General features: G+C 59.3%; 19 protein-coding genes. 7 read left to right on the top strand and 12 right to left on the bottom strand.

The annotated features are described in order from the left end of the window. The first annotated feature begins 51 nt into the window (after positions 1-51). Positions 52-1,275, top strand: coding sequence for an ATP-dependent Clp protease ATP-binding subunit ClpX (gene clpX, locus FNT36_RS22765; RefSeq protein WP_144852593.1), 1,224 nt, complete (start codon positions 52-54; stop codon positions 1,273-1,275). 241 nt (positions 1,276-1,516) lie between these two features. On the opposite strand, the gene FNT36_RS22770 is transcribed toward clpX, so the two are convergent. The 3 genes from FNT36_RS22770 to FNT36_RS22780 all read right to left on the bottom strand — a co-directional run bounded on the left by FNT36_RS22770 (position 1,517) and on the right by FNT36_RS22780 (position 6,319). Further along, positions 1,517-3,589, bottom strand: coding sequence for an OmpA family protein (locus FNT36_RS22770; RefSeq protein WP_144852595.1), 2,073 nt, complete (start codon positions 3,587-3,589; stop codon positions 1,517-1,519). 153 nt (positions 3,590-3,742) lie between these two features. Then, a complete protein-coding gene (locus FNT36_RS22775) occupies positions 3,743-4,846 on the bottom strand; it encodes a tetratricopeptide repeat protein (protein ID WP_144852597.1) in 1,104 nt (367 codons plus the stop codon). Between the two features lie 294 nt (positions 4,847-5,140). Beyond that, on the bottom strand, positions 5,141-6,319 hold the full coding sequence (locus tag FNT36_RS22780) for an NTP transferase domain-containing protein (RefSeq protein ID WP_144852599.1): 1,179 nt from the start codon (positions 6,317-6,319) through the stop codon (positions 5,141-5,143). Between the two features lie 128 nt (positions 6,320-6,447). Between FNT36_RS22780 and FNT36_RS22785 the strand changes: the two genes are divergently transcribed. Continuing rightward, a complete protein-coding gene (locus FNT36_RS22785; protein ID WP_144852601.1) occupies positions 6,448-7,656 on the top strand; it encodes a molybdopterin molybdotransferase MoeA in 1,209 nt (402 codons plus the stop codon). Between the two features lie 78 nt (positions 7,657-7,734). Here FNT36_RS22785 and FNT36_RS25715 read toward each other — a convergent pair whose 3' ends face one another. The 7 genes from FNT36_RS25715 to FNT36_RS22815 all read right to left on the bottom strand — a co-directional run bounded on the left by FNT36_RS25715 (position 7,735) and on the right by FNT36_RS22815 (position 15,262). Beyond that, complete coding sequence (locus FNT36_RS25715; protein WP_233636164.1) at positions 7,735-7,878, bottom strand: MFS transporter small subunit; 144 nt, start codon at positions 7,876-7,878, stop codon at positions 7,735-7,737. A gap of 33 nt (positions 7,879-7,911) precedes the next feature. Next, the gene (locus FNT36_RS22790; protein ID WP_233636165.1) at positions 7,912-9,321 is read right to left on the bottom strand and encodes an L-lactate MFS transporter; all 1,410 of its coding nucleotides are present in this window, start codon (positions 9,319-9,321) and stop codon (positions 7,912-7,914) included. A gap of 282 nt (positions 9,322-9,603) precedes the next feature. Beyond that, positions 9,604-12,168, bottom strand: a complete 2,565-nt coding sequence (locus FNT36_RS22795) for an FdhF/YdeP family oxidoreductase (protein ID WP_144852603.1) — start codon at positions 12,166-12,168, stop codon at positions 9,604-9,606. A gap of 81 nt (positions 12,169-12,249) precedes the next feature. Further along, on the bottom strand, positions 12,250-12,585 hold the full coding sequence (locus FNT36_RS22800) for a DUF7009 family protein (RefSeq protein ID WP_144852604.1): 336 nt from the start codon (positions 12,583-12,585) through the stop codon (positions 12,250-12,252). Then, the gene (gene fdhD, locus FNT36_RS22805; RefSeq protein ID WP_144852606.1) at positions 12,582-13,457 is read right to left on the bottom strand and encodes a formate dehydrogenase accessory sulfurtransferase FdhD; all 876 of its coding nucleotides are present in this window, start codon (positions 13,455-13,457) and stop codon (positions 12,582-12,584) included. Before fdhD ends, FNT36_RS22800 begins: the two co-directional genes overlap by 4 nt. A 159-nt stretch (positions 13,458-13,616) precedes the next feature. Further along, on the bottom strand, positions 13,617-14,729 hold the full coding sequence (lpxB, locus tag FNT36_RS22810; protein ID WP_144852608.1) for a lipid-A-disaccharide synthase: 1,113 nt from the start codon (positions 14,727-14,729) through the stop codon (positions 13,617-13,619). 119 nt (positions 14,730-14,848) lie between these two features. Next, positions 14,849-15,262, bottom strand: a complete 414-nt coding sequence (locus FNT36_RS22815; protein ID WP_144852610.1) for a 6-pyruvoyl trahydropterin synthase family protein — start codon at positions 15,260-15,262, stop codon at positions 14,849-14,851. Positions 15,263-15,473: 211 nt separating this feature from the next. Between FNT36_RS22815 and rfaD the strand changes: the two genes are divergently transcribed. Then, a complete protein-coding gene (gene rfaD / locus FNT36_RS22820; protein ID WP_144852612.1) occupies positions 15,474-16,439 on the top strand; it encodes an ADP-glyceromanno-heptose 6-epimerase in 966 nt (321 codons plus the stop codon). A gap of 90 nt (positions 16,440-16,529) precedes the next feature. Here the strand turns inward: rfaD and FNT36_RS22825 are convergent, their stop codons facing one another. Beyond that, positions 16,530-16,808: a hypothetical protein gene (locus FNT36_RS22825; RefSeq protein WP_144852614.1), complete on the bottom strand. Its 279-nt coding sequence runs from the start codon at positions 16,806-16,808 to the stop codon at positions 16,530-16,532. Positions 16,809-17,208: 400 nt separating this feature from the next. Between FNT36_RS22825 and FNT36_RS22830 the strand changes: the two genes are divergently transcribed. Then, positions 17,209-17,535 (top strand): hypothetical protein, encoded by a 327-nt coding sequence (locus FNT36_RS22830; RefSeq protein WP_144852617.1) that lies wholly within the window; start codon positions 17,209-17,211, stop codon positions 17,533-17,535. A 95-nt stretch (positions 17,536-17,630) separates the two neighbouring features. Continuing rightward, on the top strand, positions 17,631-17,924 hold the full coding sequence (locus FNT36_RS22835; protein ID WP_144852619.1) for a hypothetical protein: 294 nt from the start codon (positions 17,631-17,633) through the stop codon (positions 17,922-17,924). A 100-nt stretch (positions 17,925-18,024) separates the two neighbouring features. Here FNT36_RS22835 and FNT36_RS22840 read toward each other — a convergent pair whose 3' ends face one another. Further along, on the bottom strand, positions 18,025-18,669 hold the full coding sequence (locus FNT36_RS22840) for an NAD-dependent epimerase/dehydratase family protein (RefSeq protein WP_144852621.1): 645 nt from the start codon (positions 18,667-18,669) through the stop codon (positions 18,025-18,027). A gap of 270 nt (positions 18,670-18,939) precedes the next feature. Between FNT36_RS22840 and FNT36_RS22845 the strand changes: the two genes are divergently transcribed. Both FNT36_RS22845 and FNT36_RS22850 read left to right on the top strand, forming a co-directional pair. Then, positions 18,940-19,527 carry an RNA polymerase sigma factor gene (locus FNT36_RS22845; protein ID WP_233636166.1) on the top strand — a complete coding sequence of 196 codons (588 nt, stop codon included), beginning with the start codon at positions 18,940-18,942 and terminating at the stop codon, positions 19,525-19,527. Between the two features lie 165 nt (positions 19,528-19,692). Next, positions 19,693-20,760, top strand: coding sequence for a FecR family protein (locus FNT36_RS22850; protein ID WP_233636167.1), 1,068 nt, complete (start codon positions 19,693-19,695; stop codon positions 20,758-20,760). Positions 20,761-20,778 lie beyond the last annotated feature (18 nt).

The raw sequence follows: 20,778 nt of genomic DNA on the forward strand, positions 1-20,778 counted from the left end.
CGTTTCGCCGAAAGCAGCTTCTTACTGCTTGCGTTTAGCTCGATTGACCCAATGCCAGAAATAGCCTGCTCCTTTTGTAATAAGCCCAAGCGCGATGTCGCGGTGATGATTTCGGGCATTAATGCGCACATCTGCGAGAAGTGCGTAGCGCAGGCCCAGCATATTCTGAGCGAAGAAACCAAGCTGCAAGCCGAGGCGCGCCAGCCCAAGTTCAACCTCATCAAGCCCCGCGAAATCAAGCAACACCTCGACCAGTACGTGGTGGGCCAAGACGAAGCCAAGCGCGTGATGTCGGTGGCCGTGTACAACCACTACAAGCGCCTGATGCAGAAGCCCCAGCACGACGAAGTGGTGATTGAGAAGTCGAATATCATCATGGTGGGCGAAACCGGCACCGGCAAAACCTTCCTGGCCAAAATGCTGGCGAAGATTCTGCAAGTGCCCTTCTGCATCGCCGATGCCACGGTGCTGACGGAGGCCGGCTACGTGGGCGAGGACGTTGAAAGCATCCTGACGCGCCTGCTGCAAGCCGCTGACTACAACCTCGAAGCCGCCGAGCGCGGCATCGTGTATATCGACGAGATTGACAAAATCGCCCGCAAGAGCGACAACCCCAGCATCACGCGCGACGTGAGCGGCGAGGGCGTGCAGCAAGCGCTGCTGAAGCTGCTCGAAGGCACCCACGTCAACGTGCCCCCGCAGGGCGGCCGCAAGCACCCCGACCAGAAAATGGTGTCGGTGAACACTGAAAATATCCTCTTCATCTGCGGCGGCGCCTTCTCGGGCATCGACCGCATCATCAAGAGCCGCCTGAATACCAAGCCGATGGGCTTCTCCAAAACCAACCTAGAGGAGAACGTGGACACGCAGAACTTCCTGCGCTACGTGTCGGCTCAAGACATCAAGAGCTTCGGCCTCATCCCCGAGCTTATCGGCCGCCTGCCCGTTCTCACGCACCTCAACCCGCTCGACCGGACGACGCTGCGTATGATTCTGACCGAGCCTAAAAACTCGCTCGTGCGCCAGTACAAGCGCCTGTTCAACATGGAGAACATCCACCTCGATTTCACGGAGGAAGCGCTCGAATACATCGTGGAAAAAGCCGACGAGTACCGCCTAGGTGCCCGCGGCCTGCGCTCCATCTGCGAGAGCATCATGACCGACGCCATGTTCGAGATGCCCTCCGAGGTAGGCACAGGCGAGTTGATGATTACCGAGACTTACGCGCGCAGCAAGTTCGAGAAGTCGCCGTTGCGGCTGATGCGGGCGGCGTAAGCTGCACATTACTGATAATAAAAAAGGCTCGCATTAGCGAGCCTTTTTTATTGCTATGGTATTGGTGAACTGCTCGTCGGTCGGTGGACCCCACCCCCGGCCCCTCCCCTCCGGGAGAGGGGAGCCGACCGCAAACAGACGCTAGCGGACGTAGCCAGTCGTCAGGCTCCCCTCTCCCGGAGGGGAGGGGCCGGGGGTGGGGTAACACGTTAGAGCGGAACCTAAGAATCACCCTAGGCGATTACTTCCCCGTCACCTTAAACTCGGTACGGCGGTTGAGCTGGCGGCCGAGCTTGGTATCATTAGGGGCTACGGGGCGGGTGTCGCCGTAGCCAGCGGCGGATAGGCGGTCAGCGGCGATGCCGTGCTGCGTGAGGTACGTTACCACGGCCTGGGCGCGGCGCTGGCTCAAGTCCTGGTTGGCGGCGGGCTTGCCCACATTGTCGGTGTGGCCGGCCATTTCTAGCTTGATGGTGGGCTGGTCGGTGAGCAACTTTTGCAGGCGCTCTAGCTCAGCGGTGCTTTCGGGACGCAGGATGGCTTTGCCGGTATCGAAGAAGATATTACTCAGCACAATAATTACCCCGACTTCCAACTTCTTGAGCGGAATGTCTTTCGTTACCTCAGCGTATGCCGCATCGGTGGGCAGGTCGAAGTTTTCGGAGTGAAACAGGTAGCCATCTTGCCGCACCACGATGCCGTAGTTGGTGCCCGAGGGCAAACTCACGAGGTAGCGGCCCGAGGTAGCGTTGCTGTGAAAGGTGGCGATGCTCTGGCCGGTCTTATTGTCAATTAGGTCGATAAGGGCTTCGACCGGCATCTTGGTCACATCGTCGGTCACGGTGCCTTTCAGGATGGTGACCTGCGCCGTGGCCACGGCTACTGGCGGCGCCAGCACCGTTTGGGTTACCGGGGCCAGCCGCGACGCCAGCAACTGGTTCTCTTCGCTGAGCAGGGGCGGCTTTTCGGGACCTAGGAAGGTGATGCGGTAAATGTCTTTACCGCCTAGCCCGCCTGGCCGGTCGCTGGCGTAGTAGCCGTGCCGCCCCGAGGCTGAGGCCACAAAAAACACGTCATCGTCGGGCGTATTAATGGGCCAGCCCAGGTTTTCGGGCTCGCTCCACTTGCCATTCTGGTACACCGACTTGAAGATGTCGTAGCCGCCCATCGAGTTGTGGCCTTCCGAGGAGAAGTAGAGCGTCTTGCCATCGGGCATGATGAACACGGCCTCCTCGCCGTAGGGCGTGTTGATAATTGGCCCTAGGTTCTCGGCGGGCTTGTTACCGGCTAGTTCTACCTTATAGATATCGTGACCACCGCGCCCGCCCTCAGGCTTATCGCTCACGAAGTAGAGGTAGCGCCCATCGGGCGAGTACGCGGCCGACGACTCGTGGTACTTCGAGTTGATGCGGCTGCCCAGGCCCTTGGGCTTGTCCCAGGTAATGCCGCGCAGGTTCGATTCGAGCAGGTCGCCGCCGCTCTCGTCGGCGTACACGAGCAGGCGCTGGCCGTCGGGCGCGAGGCCTACGGTCGCATCGTGGTTTTTGGTGTTCACGGGGGCTCCTAGGTTAGCGGCGGAGGTCCACTTCTTGCCTTGCCACGACGCTTGGTACACATCCTCGAAGTAGCTGTCGCTCAACGGGTCCTTGGCCGCATTGGCCGTATTGGGCCGCCGCGACGTGAAGAGTATCGTCGTCTCATCGGCCGCCACTACGGGGCCATAGTCGGAGTAAGCCGAGTTGATTTCAGGGCCGGCGTTGTCGATAAACACGCGGGCGGGATGCTTTTGCAGCTCCATCCCATTGCGGCACTCCCGGATGCGACGCGCTAGGTCCTCGGCCGTCACGGTGAGAGCACCATCGGCAGCCTTGCTGCCGCCCATCGGCGCGCTCTGCTGGTACTCTTTGATAGCGGCGGCCCATTTGGCATTCAGATGCAGCGCCTGGCCCATCAGGTAATGCGTGCGCGCATCGTTGGTCGGCTCTAGCTTCTGGGCCTTTTGCAAGTAGGTCAGCGCGGCCGCCTTGGTGCCCGAGTGCAGGTAGCACTCCCCTATTTTGGCATTCAACTCAGCATTGTCAGGGTTGAATTCTTGGGCGGCTAGGTAGTGCGGCAGCGCCACCAAGTAGCGCGCCGGGTCGGCCAGGTAGGCCTCATCGCCCGTCTTCAGTTCGCGTTGCGCTTCCTTCAGCCCGTCCTTATTTTCCCTAAATTGCTCTTTGGTAAACTGGATGCTCTGTGCGGCGCCAGGCAGGCTGGCGGCTAGTAGTAAAGTCAGCGGCAACCCGCGTAGCAGAGACGTATAAGTAGGCATAAATCAAATAACTGTACTATAGATAATCACTAGCAGTCTGAGAGTTGAAACGTTACACGCTTGTCATTGCGAGTGCAGTGAAGCAAGTGCATTCAGTACAAGCCGTGCAGGTACGCTTGCTTCGCTACGCTCGCAATGACAATTGGACATTAACTACTCTTTAGCAGTAGCGTCTTCGGCAGCCTCGCCGGTGCAGCCTGCGGCAGCAGCATAGCGATTGCCAACCAAGAGACCTAGGGACGCAGCCCGGCGCCAGTCCTGGCAGGCCTCGTCGGCTTGGCGCAGCATTTCGCGGGCGTGGCCCCGGTTGAGGTAGGCCTCGGCGTATTTGGGGTTGAGGCGAATGGCCTCGGTGGCATCGGCGTTGGCCTTGGCGTACTGCTCCAGCTTTAGCTCGGCGGCGGCGCGGTTGTTCCAAGCGTAGGCGTATTTGGCATCGAGGGCGATGGCTTGGCCAAAATCAGCAGCGGCGCCCGCGTAATCCTTGTTGTCGAAGCGCGTATTGCCCCGATTACTGAATGCCAAAGCATTATCGGTTTTTTGCGCCAGATACGTGTCATAATCGCGCAGCGCAGCGGCGAGCTGACCGGCGCGCCGCTCGGCGGCCGCCCGGTTGAGCAGCGCTGGCAGCAGCGTCGGCTGCAACCGCAGAGCCCGCGAGTAGTCGGGAACGGCGGCCGCGAAGTTGCCTAAGCGCAGGTTGGCGCTGGCCCGGTCGTGGTAGGCGTAGGCATAGGTCGAATCGGCTTTTACGGCCCCGCTGAAATCGTCGTGCGCGGCTTGGTATTCGCTGTGCTCGAAGCGCAGCACGCCGCGATTGTACCAAGCGGGCGCGTAAGTTGGGTTGGCCTTGAGGGCAGCGCCGTAGTCGGTTTCCGCTTCGGCGAGTTGGCCGGTGGCCTCTCGGGCCTGGCCACGTCCAAAGTAGGCGGCGTAGGCACTGGGCTCCAGCTTCAGCGCTTGGTCGTAGTCACTTACGGCGGCGGGGTATTCTTTCAGGGCCAAGCGCGTAGCTGCCCGGTTGGCGTAGGCAGCGGCAAAATCGGGCTTGGCGGCCAGTGCTTGGTCGAAGCTGGTGAGTGCCGCTGAGTAATTATGGTTGTTGAAGCTAGCTAGCCCGGCGTTGTAAGCCTTTTCGGCCACTTGCCGGCCCGGCAACGTACTGGCTCGCACGCTATCAACTTGAGCCAACGCTGGGGCTGCCTTCAACAGCAAAAGGGCCCCTAGGCCACACAGAAACGTAGTAGCTCGTAGCATAAAGTACAATTATTTAACATTGATTATTTTATAAGACCCTCTAACCTCAGAATAGCTAAGCATTTTCTATTTGTGCGCTAATGTAATAAATACAAAGTATTTATTACGCCACAGCGTAATTATCGGCAGGTAGCCAGAGCGGCTACAGCTTAGCGGCACATTCATTTTATTATTAAAATAGTATAAATAATTCTGATTTAGGCTTAACTAAAAACTGCCTGGTACCACACGGCGCCAGGCAGTTTCATCTTGCTTGCATTTGCGGACTAAAATTCCGCGCTACGGGGTGCTAGGCTATAATTTACCGCTTAGCTCTTGCTGAGCGGTATCGCGCTCGGCGGGCGTATTCACGTTGCGCAGCACGTCGCTAGCGGGCGTGGGTAGTACTTCCACATCGCTGTTAATAAGCATCTTGCGGGGGCAGGAGTAGCCTAGGCCCAGAAATCGCAGCAGCTCAGGGTAAGCGCGCGGCTCGAAAATGGTGATGAGCGGCTCGGGAAAATCATTGCTGGGGCTGCGGAAGGCGGTGGCCAGGCGGCTGGACTGGCGGCCGGCTACCAGCTGGCGCAACGCATCGGCGGTCATGAAGGGCAGGTCGCAGGCCAGCACGAGCCAGGCAGCGTTGGGGTCCTTGCGGAAGGCCGACAGAATGCCGCCTAGCGGCCCTAGGCCTAGAAAGGTATCGGGTAAAGGTTCAAGGCCAGCGGGCATTTCGGCCGCCTGCTCGGCCCGGCACGACACGAAGACATCCTGGCAGACTTCGGCCAGCAGGGCGGCGGCTACTTCGCGCTGCTCGCGGCCATCGGGGCCGTAGCTGAGGCGGCCTTTGTCGGTTTGCATGCGCTGGCTGAGACCACCGGCCAGCACCAAGCCGCGCAGAGGCGCCTGACGGGTGCCGAGCCACTGCTGCACCCAGGTGGCCAAGCCAGCTGCATCGGCCGCGGCAAACTGCGGAAGCTGGGCGTGGTGCGGCAGGTGCGCTTGCAGGTACTCGGGTAGCTCGGTCACACCGTCGGCCAATACGAAGGCTACCACATCGGTGAGCTTGTCGAGCTTGTGCGCCAAGGTCTTGCGCGGGTCAATCATCACAACTTGGTGGCGGGCGCGGAAGTGGTTGCCATTCACCAGCACGAGGTCGGTGCCCGAGAGCAAGTCTGGTTGCGAGAAGCGGTCAAGCGCCCGGCGCTCATCGCGGCGGCGAAAATGGATTTTGTCAGTTACTTCCACGGCCGCGCCGGCTTGCAGCAACGGGCTTAGGGTGGCGGTTTCGTCGGCATCGCCGCTGGCGTGGTCGGCATCGACGTAGCCCACGCGGTGCCCGGCCGGGGCCAGTGTGGCCGTGAGGCGGGCGGCTAGCTTTTGGATATCGCCGCAGGGCGCGCCCAAGAAAGCCAGTTCGTGGCGGGCAAATTCGCCTAGGTCGGGGCGCGTAAGGTCGGCGTGCTTGGTACGGGGCGGGGTCGTAGGATTCATAAAGCTGTAACAGTGTAGCGCGAACTTTGTAGTTCGCGTAAGCAAGCAGGCGGTTGCGTCTGGCAGCAACTCGCTTATTCTCTTACGCGAACTATACAGTTCGCGCTACTTCGCGCCCTCCTTCACCCATGCTCTCCGTCGCCGACGCTTACCAGCAGATTCTCGCCACTGCCCGCCCCCTCCCCTCCGAAACTATGCCGCTGGCCGCGGCAGTCGGCCGCGTGCTGCATCAGGACATCGTGGCCGACCGCGACTTTCCGCCCTACAACCGTGTCACGATGGACGGCATCGCCATAAGCTTTGCGGCGTTAGAAGCAGGCAAAACGACCTTCCCCATCGAGCGCACCCAGCTAGCGGGCGCGGTGCCCGAGCCTATGGCCAACGCCCAAGCAGCCATTGAGATAATGACCGGCGCGGCCTTGCCGCCCGGCACCGATACGGTCATCCGCTACGAGGACCTCGACATCACCGACCAACCCGTCTGGCAGGCCACCGTGCGCGGAGCTCCACCACGGCAAGGCCACAACGTGCACCCACAAGGCAGCGACCAAACGGCGGGCACGCGCCTCCTAACGTCGGGCCAGCTGCTCAGCCCGGCCGAAATAGCTGTGGCTGCTACCGTGGGCGCAGCCACACTGGCCGTAGCACGGCGGCCTCGCGTGGCCGTGGTGAGCACCGGCGACGAAATAGTGGACGTCACCGAAACGCCCCTCCCCCACCAGATTCGGCGCTCCAATGCCTACATGCTGCAAGCGGCCCTCACGCTAGATGGCGCCACAAGCGACATTTTTCACCTCGACGACGACCTAAGCACGCTGAAAACCAGCCTGCCGCCACTGCTGGCCGAGTACGATGCCGTGCTGCTGAGCGGCGGCGTCTCGAAGGGCAAGGCCGACTTTTTGCCGCAGGCGCTACGCGAGTCGGAGGTTGAAGAACTGTTTCACCGGGTGGCACAACGGCCGGGGCAGCCGCTGTGGTTTGGGCAGCGGCCGGGCGGTGCGGTCGTGTTTGCCCTGCCCGGCAACCCGGTGGCGACGTTTGCGGCGTACTATCGCTACGTGCGCGGCTGGCTGCGGCAATGCCAGCAAGCCACACCTAGGCCGTTGGTTTTTGCCGAGCTAGCGGAGGCTGTAGAGTTCAAGCCGGCCCTCACCTATTTCCTGGCCGTGCGGCTAGAAAACGCGCCCGATGGCCGCCTCTTGGCACACCCTACTCCTACAGCCGGTTCGGGCGACCTAGCTGGCTTGCTGGCGGCCGACGGGTTGCTAGAATTGACGCCTGAGTTAACGCATTTTGCAACGGGCACCGCATGGCCCGTTTGGCAGTATCGAGGATAGAAATTGGCCTCAACAACCATAAAAAAAGCCGCCCGATTCACCTAAGAATCGGGCGGCTTTTTCAGCTCAGAGGCATGCTTACTTAAACAGGGCCAACGCTTTGATGAACGTCTGCGAGACGCCCCACGCCAACGGCAGGCCCACATAGAGCCACGCCAAAACGGTCGAGCCGCCAGCTGATTCTTCAGCAACGGGGGCGGTAGAATTTGTTTTTGGATTCATCGCTAGTCAAGATTAAAGATGATGAGCAGTGGCCTAATGGCCGCCCGCTTCAATAGTAACCGGGCCTTTTTCCTGGTACTTCTCATTAACAGCCGTCACGGCTAGGTCAGCTAGGAAGCCGACAGCCAATAGGCCGGCCATGGTGTAGAATACCGTTTGATAAGCGGCAGCACCAGTGAAGCCAGCAGCTTTGCGGCCTTCCGACAAGCTGTGTACAATAAGCGGACCTAGGACACCCGCCGTGCTCCAAGCCGTGAGTAGACGCCCGTGGATGGCACCTACCTGATACTTGCCAAATAGGTCAGACAGGAAAGCCGGTGCGGTCGAGAAGCCGCCACCGTACATGCTGATAATCACGCAGGCCACCACCACAAACAGCGTGAGCTGCAGATTGTGGCCCAGCGTCGGGATAAGCGAATAGAGCACCACGCCTAGGCCGAAATAAATGAGGTACACAGTTTTGCGACCCAGCTTATCCGAAGCCGACGACCAGAAGAAGCGACCTAGCAAATTGAACAAGCTCAGCAAACCCACGAAGCCGGCGGCGGCAGCGGCTGTTACGCCTTTGCCCGCGCCCATAGCGGCGTCCGAGAAAGTCTCTTGGATGAGTGGCGAAGCGGTTTCGAGCACGCCAATACCGGCGGTCACGTTGCAGAGCAACACCACCCACAGCAGCCAAAATTGCGGCGTTTTAATGGCGTTGTCGGCCGATACGTTGCCGGTTGTAATCATGGCGTTGTGCTCCTCATTGGGCACGTAGCCAGCGGGCTTCCAATCATCGGCGGGCACCCGGATGGTCCACACGCCCCATTGCATGAAGAGCAAGTAGATGATGCCCATCGCAATAAATGTCGGAGCCACCCCTTGCGGTGCTGAGCCTTTGAAGTGGTTCATCAGCGCCACGGCCAGCGGTGAGCCTATCATGGCGCCGCCCCCAAAACCCATAATGGCCATGCCCGTCGCCACGCCTTTGCGGTCGGGAAACCACTTAATCAGCGTGCTCACCGGCGAGATGTAGCCAATACCCAGCCCGATGCCGCCCACGAAGCCGTAGCCGAAATACAGCAGCGGTAAGCTATGCACGTGCACGCCATAAGAGCCAATCAGGAAACCGCCCCCAAAGCACAGCGCCGAGGCTAGCATGGCCTTGCGCGGCCCCACGCGCTCGAGCCACTTACCAAAAATGGCAGCTGACAAGCCCAGTAGCACAATGGCGATGGAGAAGGTCCAACCAATCTGGCCCGGCGTCCAGTCGGTGGGCGCAGGATGAGCCGGGTCGCCGCTAATGAGCGACCCTAGGGGCTTATTAAACACACTAAAGGCGTAGGCCTGCCCGATGGCCAAATGAATGGCCAATGCGGCCGGTGGCACCAGCCAGCGATTATAGCCGGGCGGGGCAATGGTACGGCTGCGGTCAAGCAGTCCAGCGGAAGTATCGGGCATAAGGGAATTTGAAAGGTGAAAGAGTGAGTAGCTAGCCTATAAATTGTTAGCTCGGTGCAAGGTAGAAGTAGTACGTAAGGACACAAGCGAACGACAGTATTATTTTGCTAATCTGCTATAGCTGCCTGATTAAGTTATAATTCCAGCTTGGAAACAGCTGTTATTACGAGCGAGCGATTCGCCCTGCTGCAATCGCCTCGCTAGGCTCATAATGACAACCGCTTTTGAAAGTAAAAAGCCCCTGGTGCAATACCAGAGGCTTTTTACTTTCACTTGCAAAACCTAAGCAGGCACTGCTTCCGCCCGCTGCTTTTGGGCCTGCGGGGCCTTTTCGACCTTAGCTGGTGCCACGGTTACTACCACATATTTTGAGGTAGGCGTGTTGCTCACCTTAGCCACGCTGCTGATAGGCACCAACGGGTTGGCCTCGGGGAAATAAGCCGAGACGTTGCCCTTCGGGATGTCGTAAGGAATGACCAAGAACTTCTCGACGGTGCGCTGCTGGCCCTCAAAGTGGCTTGTGATATCGACCGGCTGCTTAGCCTTGAGGCCGCGCTCGGCGATGTCTTCCTTGTTCATGAAGATAACGCGGCGCTCGCCGTGGATGCCCCGGTAGCGGTCGTTATAGTCGTAAATGGTCGTGTTGAACTGGTCGTGGCTGCGCACGGTCATCAAAATGAGCTGGCCGGGCTCCAGGCTGTACTTCTCCAGCTCAGTGGTGGTGAAGTTCGCCATGCCATTTTTGGTCGTGAACTTGCGCTCGCGGGGGCCATTGGGCAGGTAGAAGCCGCCGGGCTGTCGCAGCTGCTCGTTGAATTTCTCGAAGCCCGGAATGACACGCGAAATGTGGTCGCGAATTACATCGTAGTTCTCGGTCATGGCTACCCAGTCGGCCACGTTGGTGCGGTCGGGGCCGAGGGTGGCGATGGCGACACCGGCCAAAATGGCGACTTCGCTCAAGATGTTATGGCCTTCGAGCGGTACCAGCACACCTTTGTTCTGGCTCACCACACCCATCGAATTTTCGCAGCTCGTCATCTGGTGGCCAGACTTCTGCATGTCGATATCAGCGTGCGTGAAGCACGGCAGCAGCAAGCTCGTCTTGCCGGTGGTAAGGTGGCCGCGGTTGAGCTTGGTGCCCACGTACACGGTCAGGTTTTGCTTGCGCATACCCTCGGCAATCACTTCGGTATCGGGGCCGGCAGCCAGCAAATTGCCACCTAAGCCAAAATACACTTTGAGGTCGCCGTGGTACATGCGCTTGATGGCCTCTACCGTGTCATAGCCGTGCTCGTAGGGCGGCTGGAAGTTAAACTCCTTGCCTAGGGCATCCTGAAACGCCTTGGTAGGCTGCTCCCACACACCCATCGTGCGGTCGCCCTGCACGTTGGAGTGGCCACGCACCGGGCAAGTGCCCGCGCCGGGCTTGCCGATGGCACCTTTCATGAGGTGCAGGTTTACAATCTCCTGGATAGTTTGCACACCTTGGCGCTGCTGCGTCACGCCCATGGCCCAGCAGGTGATAATCTTCTGCTTAGTAGCTAGCATATTGGCAGCTTCCAGCAGCAAGCCGCGGTTGATGCCGCTCAGTTCTTCAATATCCTCCCACTTGGTGTTGCGGATATTCTGCTCAAACGACTCGAAGCCCGTGGTATACTCCTTAATAAAGGCGTGGTCTACCACTTGGCCAGGGTTACGGTCCTCAGCCTCAAATAGGTGCTTCATGATGCCACGCAGCAAGCCCATGTCGCCATCCACTCGCACTTGCAGGTAGAGGTCGGTAATAGGCGTGCCGTCGCCCATCAGCACCCCTAGGGCCTTGATGGGGTTCATGAAGTCCTGCGGATTCTTGAAGTGGTTCAGGCCCGCCTCAATCAGCGGGTTTACGCTGATAATCTTAGCACCATTTTTCTTGGCTTTTTGCAAAGCCGACAACATGCGCGGGTGGTTCGTGCCGGGGTTTTGGCCGATGATGAGAATCACCTCCGCCTCGTAGATGTCATTGAGCGTCACCGAGCCTTTACCCAACCCTAGGGTCGGGCTGAGCGCCGCGCCGCTGCTTTCGTGGCACATATTCGAGCAGTCGGGCAAGTTATTGGTGCCGAACTGCTTGGCGAATAATTGAAACAAGAAAGCTGGCTCATTCGGCACCTTGCCCGAGGTGTAAAAAGCTGCCTCATCGGGCGATTTTAGCGCATTCAGCTCTTTGCCAATGATATCAAACGCCTCGGGCCACTCGATAGGCTCGTAGTGCGTGCCACCGGGACGCTTCACCATGGGGTGCGTGAGGCGCCCTAGGTTGTTCTGGTCGCGGTCGGTCATGCGCGAAAGGTCGGCCAAGCTGTGCTTAGCAAATACCTCGGGACCACAGGCTTTATCGTCGGCATCGGAGGCGGTGGCCTTCGCGCCGTTTTCACAAAACTCGGCTACCGAGCGGTGGTCGTCAGGGTCGGGCCAGGCGCAGGAAGAGCAGTCGAAGCCGTCCTTCTGGTTCATTTTTAGCAGGCCGTGGGTGCCGCGGGTCATGCCCGCCTCGCTCCAGCTAAACTGCATCGATTTCATGACCGCCTCCACGCCGGCCGCGATTTTCATGCGGTTTTCGAGCTTGAGGCCGGTGTACTCTTCCGTAGGCTGGGCCAGCACGGGGTTGTGGTACTTAGCGCCGGCCACGTCGGGCGCGGGAATAGGAGCTTGGTCGCGGTCCACTTGCGGGTCGGGTCGGTAGTGGTCGTTGGTGGGGGCTACCCCTTGGTCAGAGCGCTCGCCGCTCTTAGGGGCGTTTTGCTCAGCGCCTTGCTGCTCGGTTTTGCCAGCCTTGCTGGGGTCGTTGGTGGGCGACTCTTCCATAATATTATCGGGTATGAACGGGTGGGATATTTACTAAAATTAAGATACCTAGCCCCCAACGCCTCACCAATCCGGCTCGGCTTAATGGCGGCAATCCAAGTCTTTTTCTATTAGGATACGTAATTCGCGTCCTTCAGCGACAACGATTTGGGCCGAAAAACCATTTTTTTCGGTATCAGTCCATTCCTGCGCCAACGCAGTAGGCACTTCTACAGCCAGGGCCCCAGCGGCGTAGCGCACCTGCACGGCCTCAGCAGGAACCGTAGCTGGCACTTTCTCCAGCGAATAATGCAAGGTTTGGTCGGCGCCGGGCCCAAATACGATGGTGTAGGCCACCCGGCCAGTTTGGGCAAACTCCTGCACCTCGGCCTCTGATAGCCGCAAGCGCAACGAGTTTTCTTCTAGTCGCAGTTTCATATAGCGGTAATGCGCTGGGCGTGCGTGTAAATATTAAAGCGCTCATTACGCACAAAGCCCAGCAAAGTCAATCCAAATTCTTCGGCGGCCTCCACGGCTAAGCTACTCGGCGCGCCCACCGCGGCCAGGATGGCCACGCCCGCCATCGCCGCTTTCTGCACCAGCTCGAAACTGGCTCGGCCGCTCAGCAGCACGATTTGCTGGCCTAGGGGAAACTGGTCGGCCAGCAGCGAAGCCCCCACTAGTTTGTCAAAAGCATTGTGGCGGCCCACATCCTCGCGCAGCAGCAGCAAATCGCCCTCGACCGAAAACAGCGCGGTCGCGTGCAAGCCACCCGTTTGCTCAAACACGGCTTGCGCGGCGCGCTGCCGCTCGGGCAGCGTGTGGATGAGACCAGCGGGCACCCTAGGGCTATCCAAATCAGGCGGCAACGGGCAAGCGGTATTGCGCACCGCCGCAATGCTGGTTTTGCCGCACACCCCGCAGCTAGAGGTAGTATAAAAATGTCGTTCCAAACGGTCTAGTTCCAGCACTACCTCAGGGGCCAGCTCGGCTTGTATCACGTTGCCGCGCTCCTCGGGCCGCCTAGGGTCGGCGCGGTGCTCGACACGCAGGATATCAGTTGGTTGGCTGATAATGCCTTCGCTCAATAGGAAGCCCGCCACCAGCTCGGCATCGTGGCCGGGCGTGCGCATGGTCACGGCAAGGGCGCGCGTCTGGCGCTGGGCAGTGGGGCCGTGCAGCAGGCTGATTTCCAGCGGCGCTTCTACGGCCAGTAGGTCGGTGGCGTGGGTGGTCGCCGCGCCGGTTACCCGCACCACGGTGGTGCGGGTCGCACTGGCGGCGGCTGGGGGCTGGGCGGGCAGGGTCATGAGCGAAATAAGCGCGGCCAGCCGCAGCGGCTCACCAGTTTATCACTCTTCTAACCACCGGCCGGGGGCGAATGTTCGCTACAGCATGTTGCGCGGATTTGGCAGTCTGCGTGTGTGAGCGAGCGCCCAACTAAGCACGAACTGTAACATCCGCGCAATCTATTTCTCCCGCAAATACCTCACCATCAACGCTGCTGTTTGGCGGGCAGCGTTGTGCTTACCCAGCTTGGTGCGGAGCTCGGCATAGCCGGCTTTTTGGCGGGCTATGTAGTCCTGGTCCGTCAGCAAACGCTTGAGTTCGTCGAGCAGGTTGCGGGCGGTGAATTTACTTTGAATGAACTCCTGCACTACTTCGCGGCCCATAATCAGGTTGACCAGCGAAATGTACGGCACCTTAATCAGCGCCTTACTTACCTGGTAGGTAAGGGCGCTGGTGCGGTAACACACCACTTGTGGTACGCCAAAAAGCGCGGTTTCGAGGGTAGCCGTGCCACTTGTCACGAGCGCGGCGCTGGCCCGGCTCAACAAATCAAATGCTTGGTCGAACACCAGCTTGATACCATTGCGCTCGAAGTGCGCGTAGTACGCGCGGTCGAGATTGCTCACGCCGGCCACCACGAACTGATACTCCTGAAAAGCAGGCAGCACGGCCAGCATCTCGTGCAGCATCTCTTCGATTTCCTGCTTGCGCGAGCCCGGCAGCACCGCAATTATTTTCTTCTTGGGGTCGAGGCCGTGCTGGGCTTCAAAGCCGGGGTTGGGCACGAAGTCGGCTACCTGGTCTGCCGTCGGGTTGCCGATGTAATCGACCTTGTATTCAAAGCGTTGGTAGAATTCCTCCTCAAACGGCAGAATGACGAACATCCTGTCCACGTGCGCCTTAATTTTCTCGACCCGACTTTGGTTCCAGGCCCAGATTTTGGGCGAGATGTAGTAATACACCTGCACGCCGTGCGCTTTGGCCCAAGCCGCCATGCGTAGGTTGAACCCACCGTAGTCAACTAGAATCAGTACGTCGGGCTTGTAGCTCAGAATATCAGCTTGGCACTCCCGCAGGTATCGCCGAAACTTGAGAATACTAGTGGCTGTCTCCCAAAAGCCCATCACGGCCAGCTCGCGGTAGTGGTGCACTAGGTGCCCACCTTCGGCCTGCATGAGGTCGCCGCCCCAGTAGCGAAAATTGGCCGCGGCGTCTTGCGCTTTCAACTCGTGGAGCAAGTGGGAGGCGTGCGTGTCGCCGGAGCGCTCACCAGCTATCAGATAGTATTTCACCTTCTTAGTGTCATCCTGAGCGCAGCGAAGGACCTTGTCACGCCTGCACCGCCGGGGTTAGTAATTGCTGACAAAAGCTACCGTGATAAGATGCTTCCTTCGTCAGCAGGACAGGCACGCTAGCCGTAGTATTCCACCGCGTTGCGCGGCGTTTCGTAAATCTTGATGCAGTGTAGCTGGGCCCCAGTGATGGCGGGCAGCTCGCGCACCAGTATTTGCCAGAAGGCCACGGCCAGGTTTTCGGTGCTGGCTAGCTGGCCCTTGAGAAAAGGCACATCCAGGTTCAGATTTTTGTGGTCGACCTGATCGGTGATGTGTGTGCGGATGAGGTCGCTGAGGGCTTTGAGGTCCACCACGAAGCCAGTGTCGGGGTCGGGTTGGCCCTTCACGGTCACTATCATCTCGTAGTTGTGGCCGTGCCAGTTTTCGTTGGCGCAGGGGCCAAATACCTCTTTGTTGCGCTCGGGCGTCCAGGCGGGGTTATAGAGCTTGTGGGCGGCATTGAAATGCTCGCGGCGACTAACGTATAGCATAACGTAATAGGAAGGCGAAAGATGGACCTAGGCGGGCTACTTGCCCACCGGCAGTCAGTTGGGGCGCCACTTTTTTGGGCGGCAAAGATACGATGCCTACCCCCGGCGGCGCGGCTATCGTTTTCGGGCCAGCCCGCGTACAAAACAGCAGCGCTGCCGGGCCTAGCCCGCCCGCGGGCGCTACCTTTAGGGCCCAATTTGCTTTCTATACATGATAGTCGTAACCGGTGCAGCCGGCTTTATTGCCAGCTGCTTAGTCTCGCGCCTCAACGCCGCCAACTTCAATGATATCGTGGTGGTCGACAACTTTGCCGTGGAGAAAAAGCTCCCTAATATCCGGGGCAAGAAGCTGCGCGAGTACGTAGACCGGCTAGAGTTTTTCGACTGGCTCGACCAGCACCACGAGCAAGTGGAGTTTGTGTTCCACCTAGGCGCCCGCACCGACACCACCGAGCAGGACTACGCCGTGCTCGACCTGCTTAACCTCAACTACAGCAAGCAGATGTGGCAAGCGTGCGTGCGCTACCAGCTGCCGCTGGTGTATGCCTCGTCGGCCGCCACCTACGGCGACGGAACCCTTGGCTATTCCGACAACGACGCGCTGCTGCCTCAGCTGCGCCCGCTCAACCCCTACGGCGAGTCGAAAAACGACTTTGATAACTGGGCGGTGCAGCAAACCGAAAAGCCGTATTTCTGGGCGGGCCTGAAGTTCTTCAACGTGTACGGCCCCAATGAGTACCACAAGGGCCGCATGGCGTCGGTGATATTCCACGCCTTCCACCAGATTCGGCAGTACGGCAACATGACCTTATTCCGCTCGCACAACCCCAACTACATCGACGGCGGCCAGATGCGTGATTTTGTGTACGTGAAGGACGTGGTCGAAGTGTGCTTTTTCCTGCTGAATCACCGCACGCAATCGGGCATTTACAACCTAGGCAGCGGCCAGGCTCGTACCTTCATGGACCTCACCCTGAACACTTTCGCGGCCCTAGGTGCCACGCCCGATGTGCGCTTCCGCGATACACCCGAGGACATCCGCGACAAGTACCAGTACTTCACCGAGGCCGACATGAGCAAGCTGCGCAGCATTGGCTACGAGCTGCCCTTCACCTCGCTCGAAGACGGCATTCGAGACTACGTACAGCAGTACTTGCTGCCCGACCGGTTCTATTAAGAAAAGTTTGCCCTAGGTCTAAAAACAAAGCCGCCGTTCGCAGATGCGAACGGCGGCTTTGTTTTATAATAAATGCGGCTTGCGACGGCCCTAGGCGGCCATTGGCAGACCGGTAGGATACATGGGCAGCACCGGCGTTTCGGTGGTTTCGAGCGGGCGCGGAGGAGTAGCTGGCGTGGCAGCGGTGGCTACTTCATCGGCGTGGCGGCGCAGGGCGCGCATGAGCAAATACTTGTACTTCTCAGCGTCGGCCAGGGCCTGCTCTACGGCGTGCAGCGCGTCGGCGTAGCCCACTACAGGCTGCAACTCGCGGCGTGGGCGGCGGGCTTCAAATACGTGCGGAGCGAGGTATTCGGCGGGGCTTTTCATAGTGGCGATAGGTTAGTAACTGTTGCTTGTACTGTCAACGCCTAGCGGGTCGTCAAGATTCATTCCAAGGCGCTTTCACAATGAATTAAACTATCTGTCTATCAATGCATAGCAAATTATTTTCGATTTTATTTTCCACTAAAGAGAGCACCACTAAAGAGTTGCTTTTTGAGGCAGAAGATAGCGCATATACTCCCCTATTAGTTGTCCGTTTTGCTTAAAACTTGGCACGGCTTTTTCTAGTAAATACCCTAGGTGGTTGCCTGTCATTACCACGCGGTTTAGGCGTCGTTGCCCTTGTTTGGCGAGTGGCTTTTAAACCCGGGGACCTTACTCGCATCTAACTCGTGTTGTTCTTCTATCCGGTTATGTCTAATCAAAGCGCTTCGGCGCTCCAGCTATGCGACTCAAATCTTTGTTTGCCTTGTTTTTTGCGTTGAGCTTTGGTCTCCTGCTCAGCAGCTGCACGCCCGGCGTGTATGTGGGTGCCAGCACGGGCTATCCCTATGGCTACGGCGGGGGATATGGCTACGGCTATGGCCCGCGCTACTACGGCCGGCCCGGCTACTATGCCCCGCCCGTGCGGGTGCGGCCAGCCCCCTACTACCGCCCAGGCTCACGCTTTCGGGGTGGCTACCGGGGCGAAGGCGGCTTCCGCGGTGGTAATGGTGGCTTCCGGGGCGGCCCCGGTGGCTTTCAGGGAGGTGGCCGGCGTGGTGGCCGGTAATATCCACCCGGCTTTTTGCTGATTTCCAGCAGCTTTTCACCTTGTTTCTGTAGATTTCTCACTCTCAACCTAACGCGCTGCGGCGCCCCCTTCCCATGCGTTTTCACCCTCTGCTATGTGCTTTGCTGCTGAGCCTAGGCGTGCTCGGCACCCGCACGGCTTCGGCCCAAGTCGTTATCAATGCCCGCATCGGGGCGCCTTACTATGCTCCGCGGCCTTATTACGGACCTCGCTACTACTACCCGCCGGTAGCGCCCCCAGTGGTAGTGGCACCACCGCCGCCCGTGGTGGTGTACCCGCAGACTTACTACGCACCCCGGCCGCGGGTGTACTACGCTCCGCGCCACTATTACCCCTACCGTGGGCGTGGCTACGGCCGCCGGTGGTAGTACCCTAGATAGATAAGTAACGCAAAACGCCCCCGATAGCTACGGCTACCGGGGGCGTTTTGCGTTAGGGTTGAGAACGGCCCTAGGGTAGTTGCAGCGGCTAGTCGCCGCCCAGCTCGTGCACCCGCGTGCCGCCGCCATCTTCTTCGGCGGCGCGCAGCATGGCCTGGGCTACAGCCTTGGCCTTGATGGGCCGGTACTTTTGCCAGCGCCCGCGCAGCAGGGGGCGCGCCAAGGCCAGCAGCCAGCCACCAACGCGCTCGCCCAGCCGCGGTGCCGCCCGCTCGCCGAGCAGCAGCGAAGGCCTGAAAATATGAATGGCTCGAAAGGGCGTTTGGCGCACGGAGGTTTCCATTTCGCCTTTTACCTGATTGTAGTAGAAGCGCGACTCAGCATCAGCCCCCAGCGCCGACACTACCAGAAACTGAGCCGCAAAATTGGCCGCCGTAATAGCCGCCAGCTTCACGACGTGCAAAAAATCAACTTCAAAAAACGCCTCTTTGGAGCCTGCCTGCCGCATAGTGGTACCCAGGCAGCAGTACACATCGTCGGCGATGAGGCGCAGGCGCTCGGCTTCGAGTTGGCTGAGTTCTGTGACTACCTGTGTAAGCTTGGGGTGTTGCACGGCTACCGCTCGGCGGCCCACCACTATCACCTTGGCATAGCGCTCCGAGGCCAGCAGCAAGGGCAAAAGTGCGCTGCCAACTAAGCCCGTGGCCCCGGCGAGTAAAGCTGTTTTTTTCATTGATGGAAAGCAAGAGGGCAAAAGCTTCTCTTTTCTATAGTACTGTTTATTTATTTTATTGAACTATTACAAAGTGATGCCATTTTTACGGCGTTCCGCAAATAGGGTGGCCCCAACTAGGTAAGCTATTCTTAAGGGGGCTGCCTACTACCTCTCCCCTTTTATGCACTAGGTAGCTTAACTACTCGGAAAGCGCATTAAGTATTGCTTCTATCCATTCGTTTACGCAGCTAAAGGCCTCTCTACTTTCAAAACTTCGTAGCCATTGCCTTGCAACCACTAACCGACGAGCACAGCGCCCAGCTTTGGGAAGCCTTTCGGGGAGGCGAGGCCCGGGCGCTGGCCACACTCTTCGATGGCTACTATGAGGCGCTGTACCACTACGGGCTCAAGCTGACCGGCGACGAGGAACTGGTGAAGGATTGTATCCAAAATTTGTTTCAGAAGCTGTGGCGGCGGCGCGAGGGACTGCGGGCCGTGCAGGTGGTGAAGGCGTACCTATTCAAAGCCCTGCGGCGGCACCTAGGCGACGAAACCAAGCTGTTGCGGCAGCACCGCTACCTACTGCCGGCCTACTCCGATTCGTTTGAGGTGACTTACTCGCACGAAGAGTTTTTAATTGCCCAGCAGGGCGATGCTGAGCAGAGCGCCCGGCTGCTGGCCGCCCTCAATCGGCTCTCGAAGCGCCAGCGCGAGGCACTGTATCTGAAGTTTTTTGATGGCTTTGCCTACGAGCGTATCGCGGAGGTCATGGGCCTTAACACCCAATCGGTCCGCAATTTGATTTTCAATGCGTTGCAAGTATTGCGCAAGGTATTGGCGGTGGTAATGCTGCTGCTTTGCGGGTTGGCCGCCTAGCCGAAACCAGAACCCAAGATTTCGCTAGCAGTTAGTTCCGAAAAAAAGTTTTTGCGGGCATGAGTATAAACGGCCAATAAGGCCGTGATGGAGATGAACGGGGCTGCTAGACCACCTAGGAGCCCGCCGCAGCGCACTGCTGCTGGCCCGCTCAGCTCCTTGCTTATGCCCTACACCGCTTACTCAACTGATGATTTTTTGGCCGACGAGTCGTTTCAATCCTTTGTGATTGACCACGACCCGGCGGCTACGCAGTTTTGGCGCGCCTGGGCGGCAGAGCACCCCGGCAAGCAAGCCGAGTTTGACGAAGCCGTGGCGCTGTTGCAACTGCTGGCTACCGGCCAGTTGCAGACTTTGCCCCAATCGCTAAAGCAAGCCGAAACCGCGAAGCTATGGCAAGCTATGCACGCGGTACCTGAGCCGAAAGCTCAGCCAGCGCTACGCGTAGGCCAGCGTGCTCGGCGTTGGGCAGGCGCGGCCCTAGGTGCTCTGGCGCTGGGTTTTGCGGGTGTAGGATTGTGGCAGCGCGCTACCTCGCCCCCCACCCTAGCCTGGACCAGCTACGCCACTAAAGCCGGCGAGCGCCGCAAGCTAACGCTGCCCGACGGCTCGCGCGTGACGCTGAACGCCAACTCGGTATTGAAGCTGGCCACCACCTGGCAACCGGGCCACGCCCGCGAAGTGTGGCTGACGGGCGAGGCATTCTTTCGAGTGCAACATACCGCGCTGGTGCAGCTGACCGCCGTGGCCACTGCCCCGGCCAACGTGAAATTCACCGTCCACGCCGGGCCGCTCGATGTGGCGGTGCTTGGCACCCAGTTCGATGTGCTAAACCGCCCGGGCCGGACGAAAGTCGTGCTGCAATCGGGGCAGGTGCAGCTGCGGCACGTGCGGGCCGGCCGACCCGAAACCCTACTGCTCAAGCCCGGCGAGTTGGCTGAGTTTCGCCCAGCCGCCACGGCCGCGCCACTGGCCAAGCGCCCCGTCGATGCCGCCCTGTATGCGGCCTGGACCAGCGGGAACCTCGACTTTGCTGACACGCCGGCGGCGGCGGTTTTCGCCCTGCTCGAAGACACTTATGGGTTGCACATCACGTTGCGCAACCCCGCTTTGCGCCAGCAAAAGCTTAGCGGCTCGGTGCCCAGCCAGGACCTAGACGTGCTGCTGGCTACGCTCGCTAAGTCGCTGGATACGAACGTGCACCGCACAGGCAACCACGTGCGGTTCGACTGATTTTCGCCTGCCTTTTTG

Origin of the sequence: Hymenobacter setariae (assembly GCF_007713685.1) — a bacterium.
Classification (GTDB): Bacteria; Bacteroidota; Bacteroidia; order Cytophagales; family Hymenobacteraceae; genus Hymenobacter; species Hymenobacter setariae.

Excerpts from the sequence above, each read along its gene's own strand:
- FNT36_RS25715 (WP_233636164.1), bottom strand. The coding sequence starts at position 7,878 with ATGAATCCAAAAACAAATTCTACCGCCCCCGTTGCTGAAGAATCAGCT.
- fdhD (WP_144852606.1), bottom strand. The coding sequence starts at position 13,457 with ATGACCCTGCCCGCCCAGCCCCCAGCCGCCGCCAGTGCGACCCGCACC.
- FNT36_RS22770 (WP_144852595.1), bottom strand. The coding sequence starts at position 3,589 with ATGCCTACTTATACGTCTCTGCTACGCGGGTTGCCGCTGACTTTACTA.
- FNT36_RS22785 (WP_144852601.1), top strand. The coding sequence starts at position 6,448 with ATGCTCTCCGTCGCCGACGCTTACCAGCAGATTCTCGCCACTGCCCGC.
- FNT36_RS22815 (WP_144852610.1), bottom strand. The coding sequence starts at position 15,262 with ATGCTATACGTTAGTCGCCGCGAGCATTTCAATGCCGCCCACAAGCTC.
- clpX (WP_144852593.1), top strand. The coding sequence starts at position 52 with ATGCCAGAAATAGCCTGCTCCTTTTGTAATAAGCCCAAGCGCGATGTC.
- FNT36_RS22780 (WP_144852599.1), bottom strand. The coding sequence starts at position 6,319 with ATGAATCCTACGACCCCGCCCCGTACCAAGCACGCCGACCTTACGCGC.
- FNT36_RS22830 (WP_144852617.1), top strand. The coding sequence starts at position 17,209 with ATGCGACTCAAATCTTTGTTTGCCTTGTTTTTTGCGTTGAGCTTTGGT.
- rfaD (WP_144852612.1), top strand. The coding sequence starts at position 15,474 with ATGATAGTCGTAACCGGTGCAGCCGGCTTTATTGCCAGCTGCTTAGTC.
- FNT36_RS22800 (WP_144852604.1), bottom strand. The coding sequence starts at position 12,585 with ATGAAACTGCGACTAGAAGAAAACTCGTTGCGCTTGCGGCTATCAGAG.
- FNT36_RS22795 (WP_144852603.1), bottom strand. The coding sequence starts at position 12,168 with ATGGAAGAGTCGCCCACCAACGACCCCAGCAAGGCTGGCAAAACCGAG.
- FNT36_RS22840 (WP_144852621.1), bottom strand. The coding sequence starts at position 18,669 with ATGAAAAAAACAGCTTTACTCGCCGGGGCCACGGGCTTAGTTGGCAGC.
- FNT36_RS22850 (WP_233636167.1), top strand. The coding sequence starts at position 19,693 with ATGCCCTACACCGCTTACTCAACTGATGATTTTTTGGCCGACGAGTCG.
- FNT36_RS22835 (WP_144852619.1), top strand. The coding sequence starts at position 17,631 with ATGCGTTTTCACCCTCTGCTATGTGCTTTGCTGCTGAGCCTAGGCGTG.
- FNT36_RS22790 (WP_233636165.1), bottom strand. The coding sequence starts at position 9,321 with ATGCCCGATACTTCCGCTGGACTGCTTGACCGCAGCCGTACCATTGCC.
- FNT36_RS22775 (WP_144852597.1), bottom strand. The coding sequence starts at position 4,846 with ATGCTACGAGCTACTACGTTTCTGTGTGGCCTAGGGGCCCTTTTGCTG.
- FNT36_RS22825 (WP_144852614.1), bottom strand. The coding sequence starts at position 16,808 with ATGAAAAGCCCCGCCGAATACCTCGCTCCGCACGTATTTGAAGCCCGC.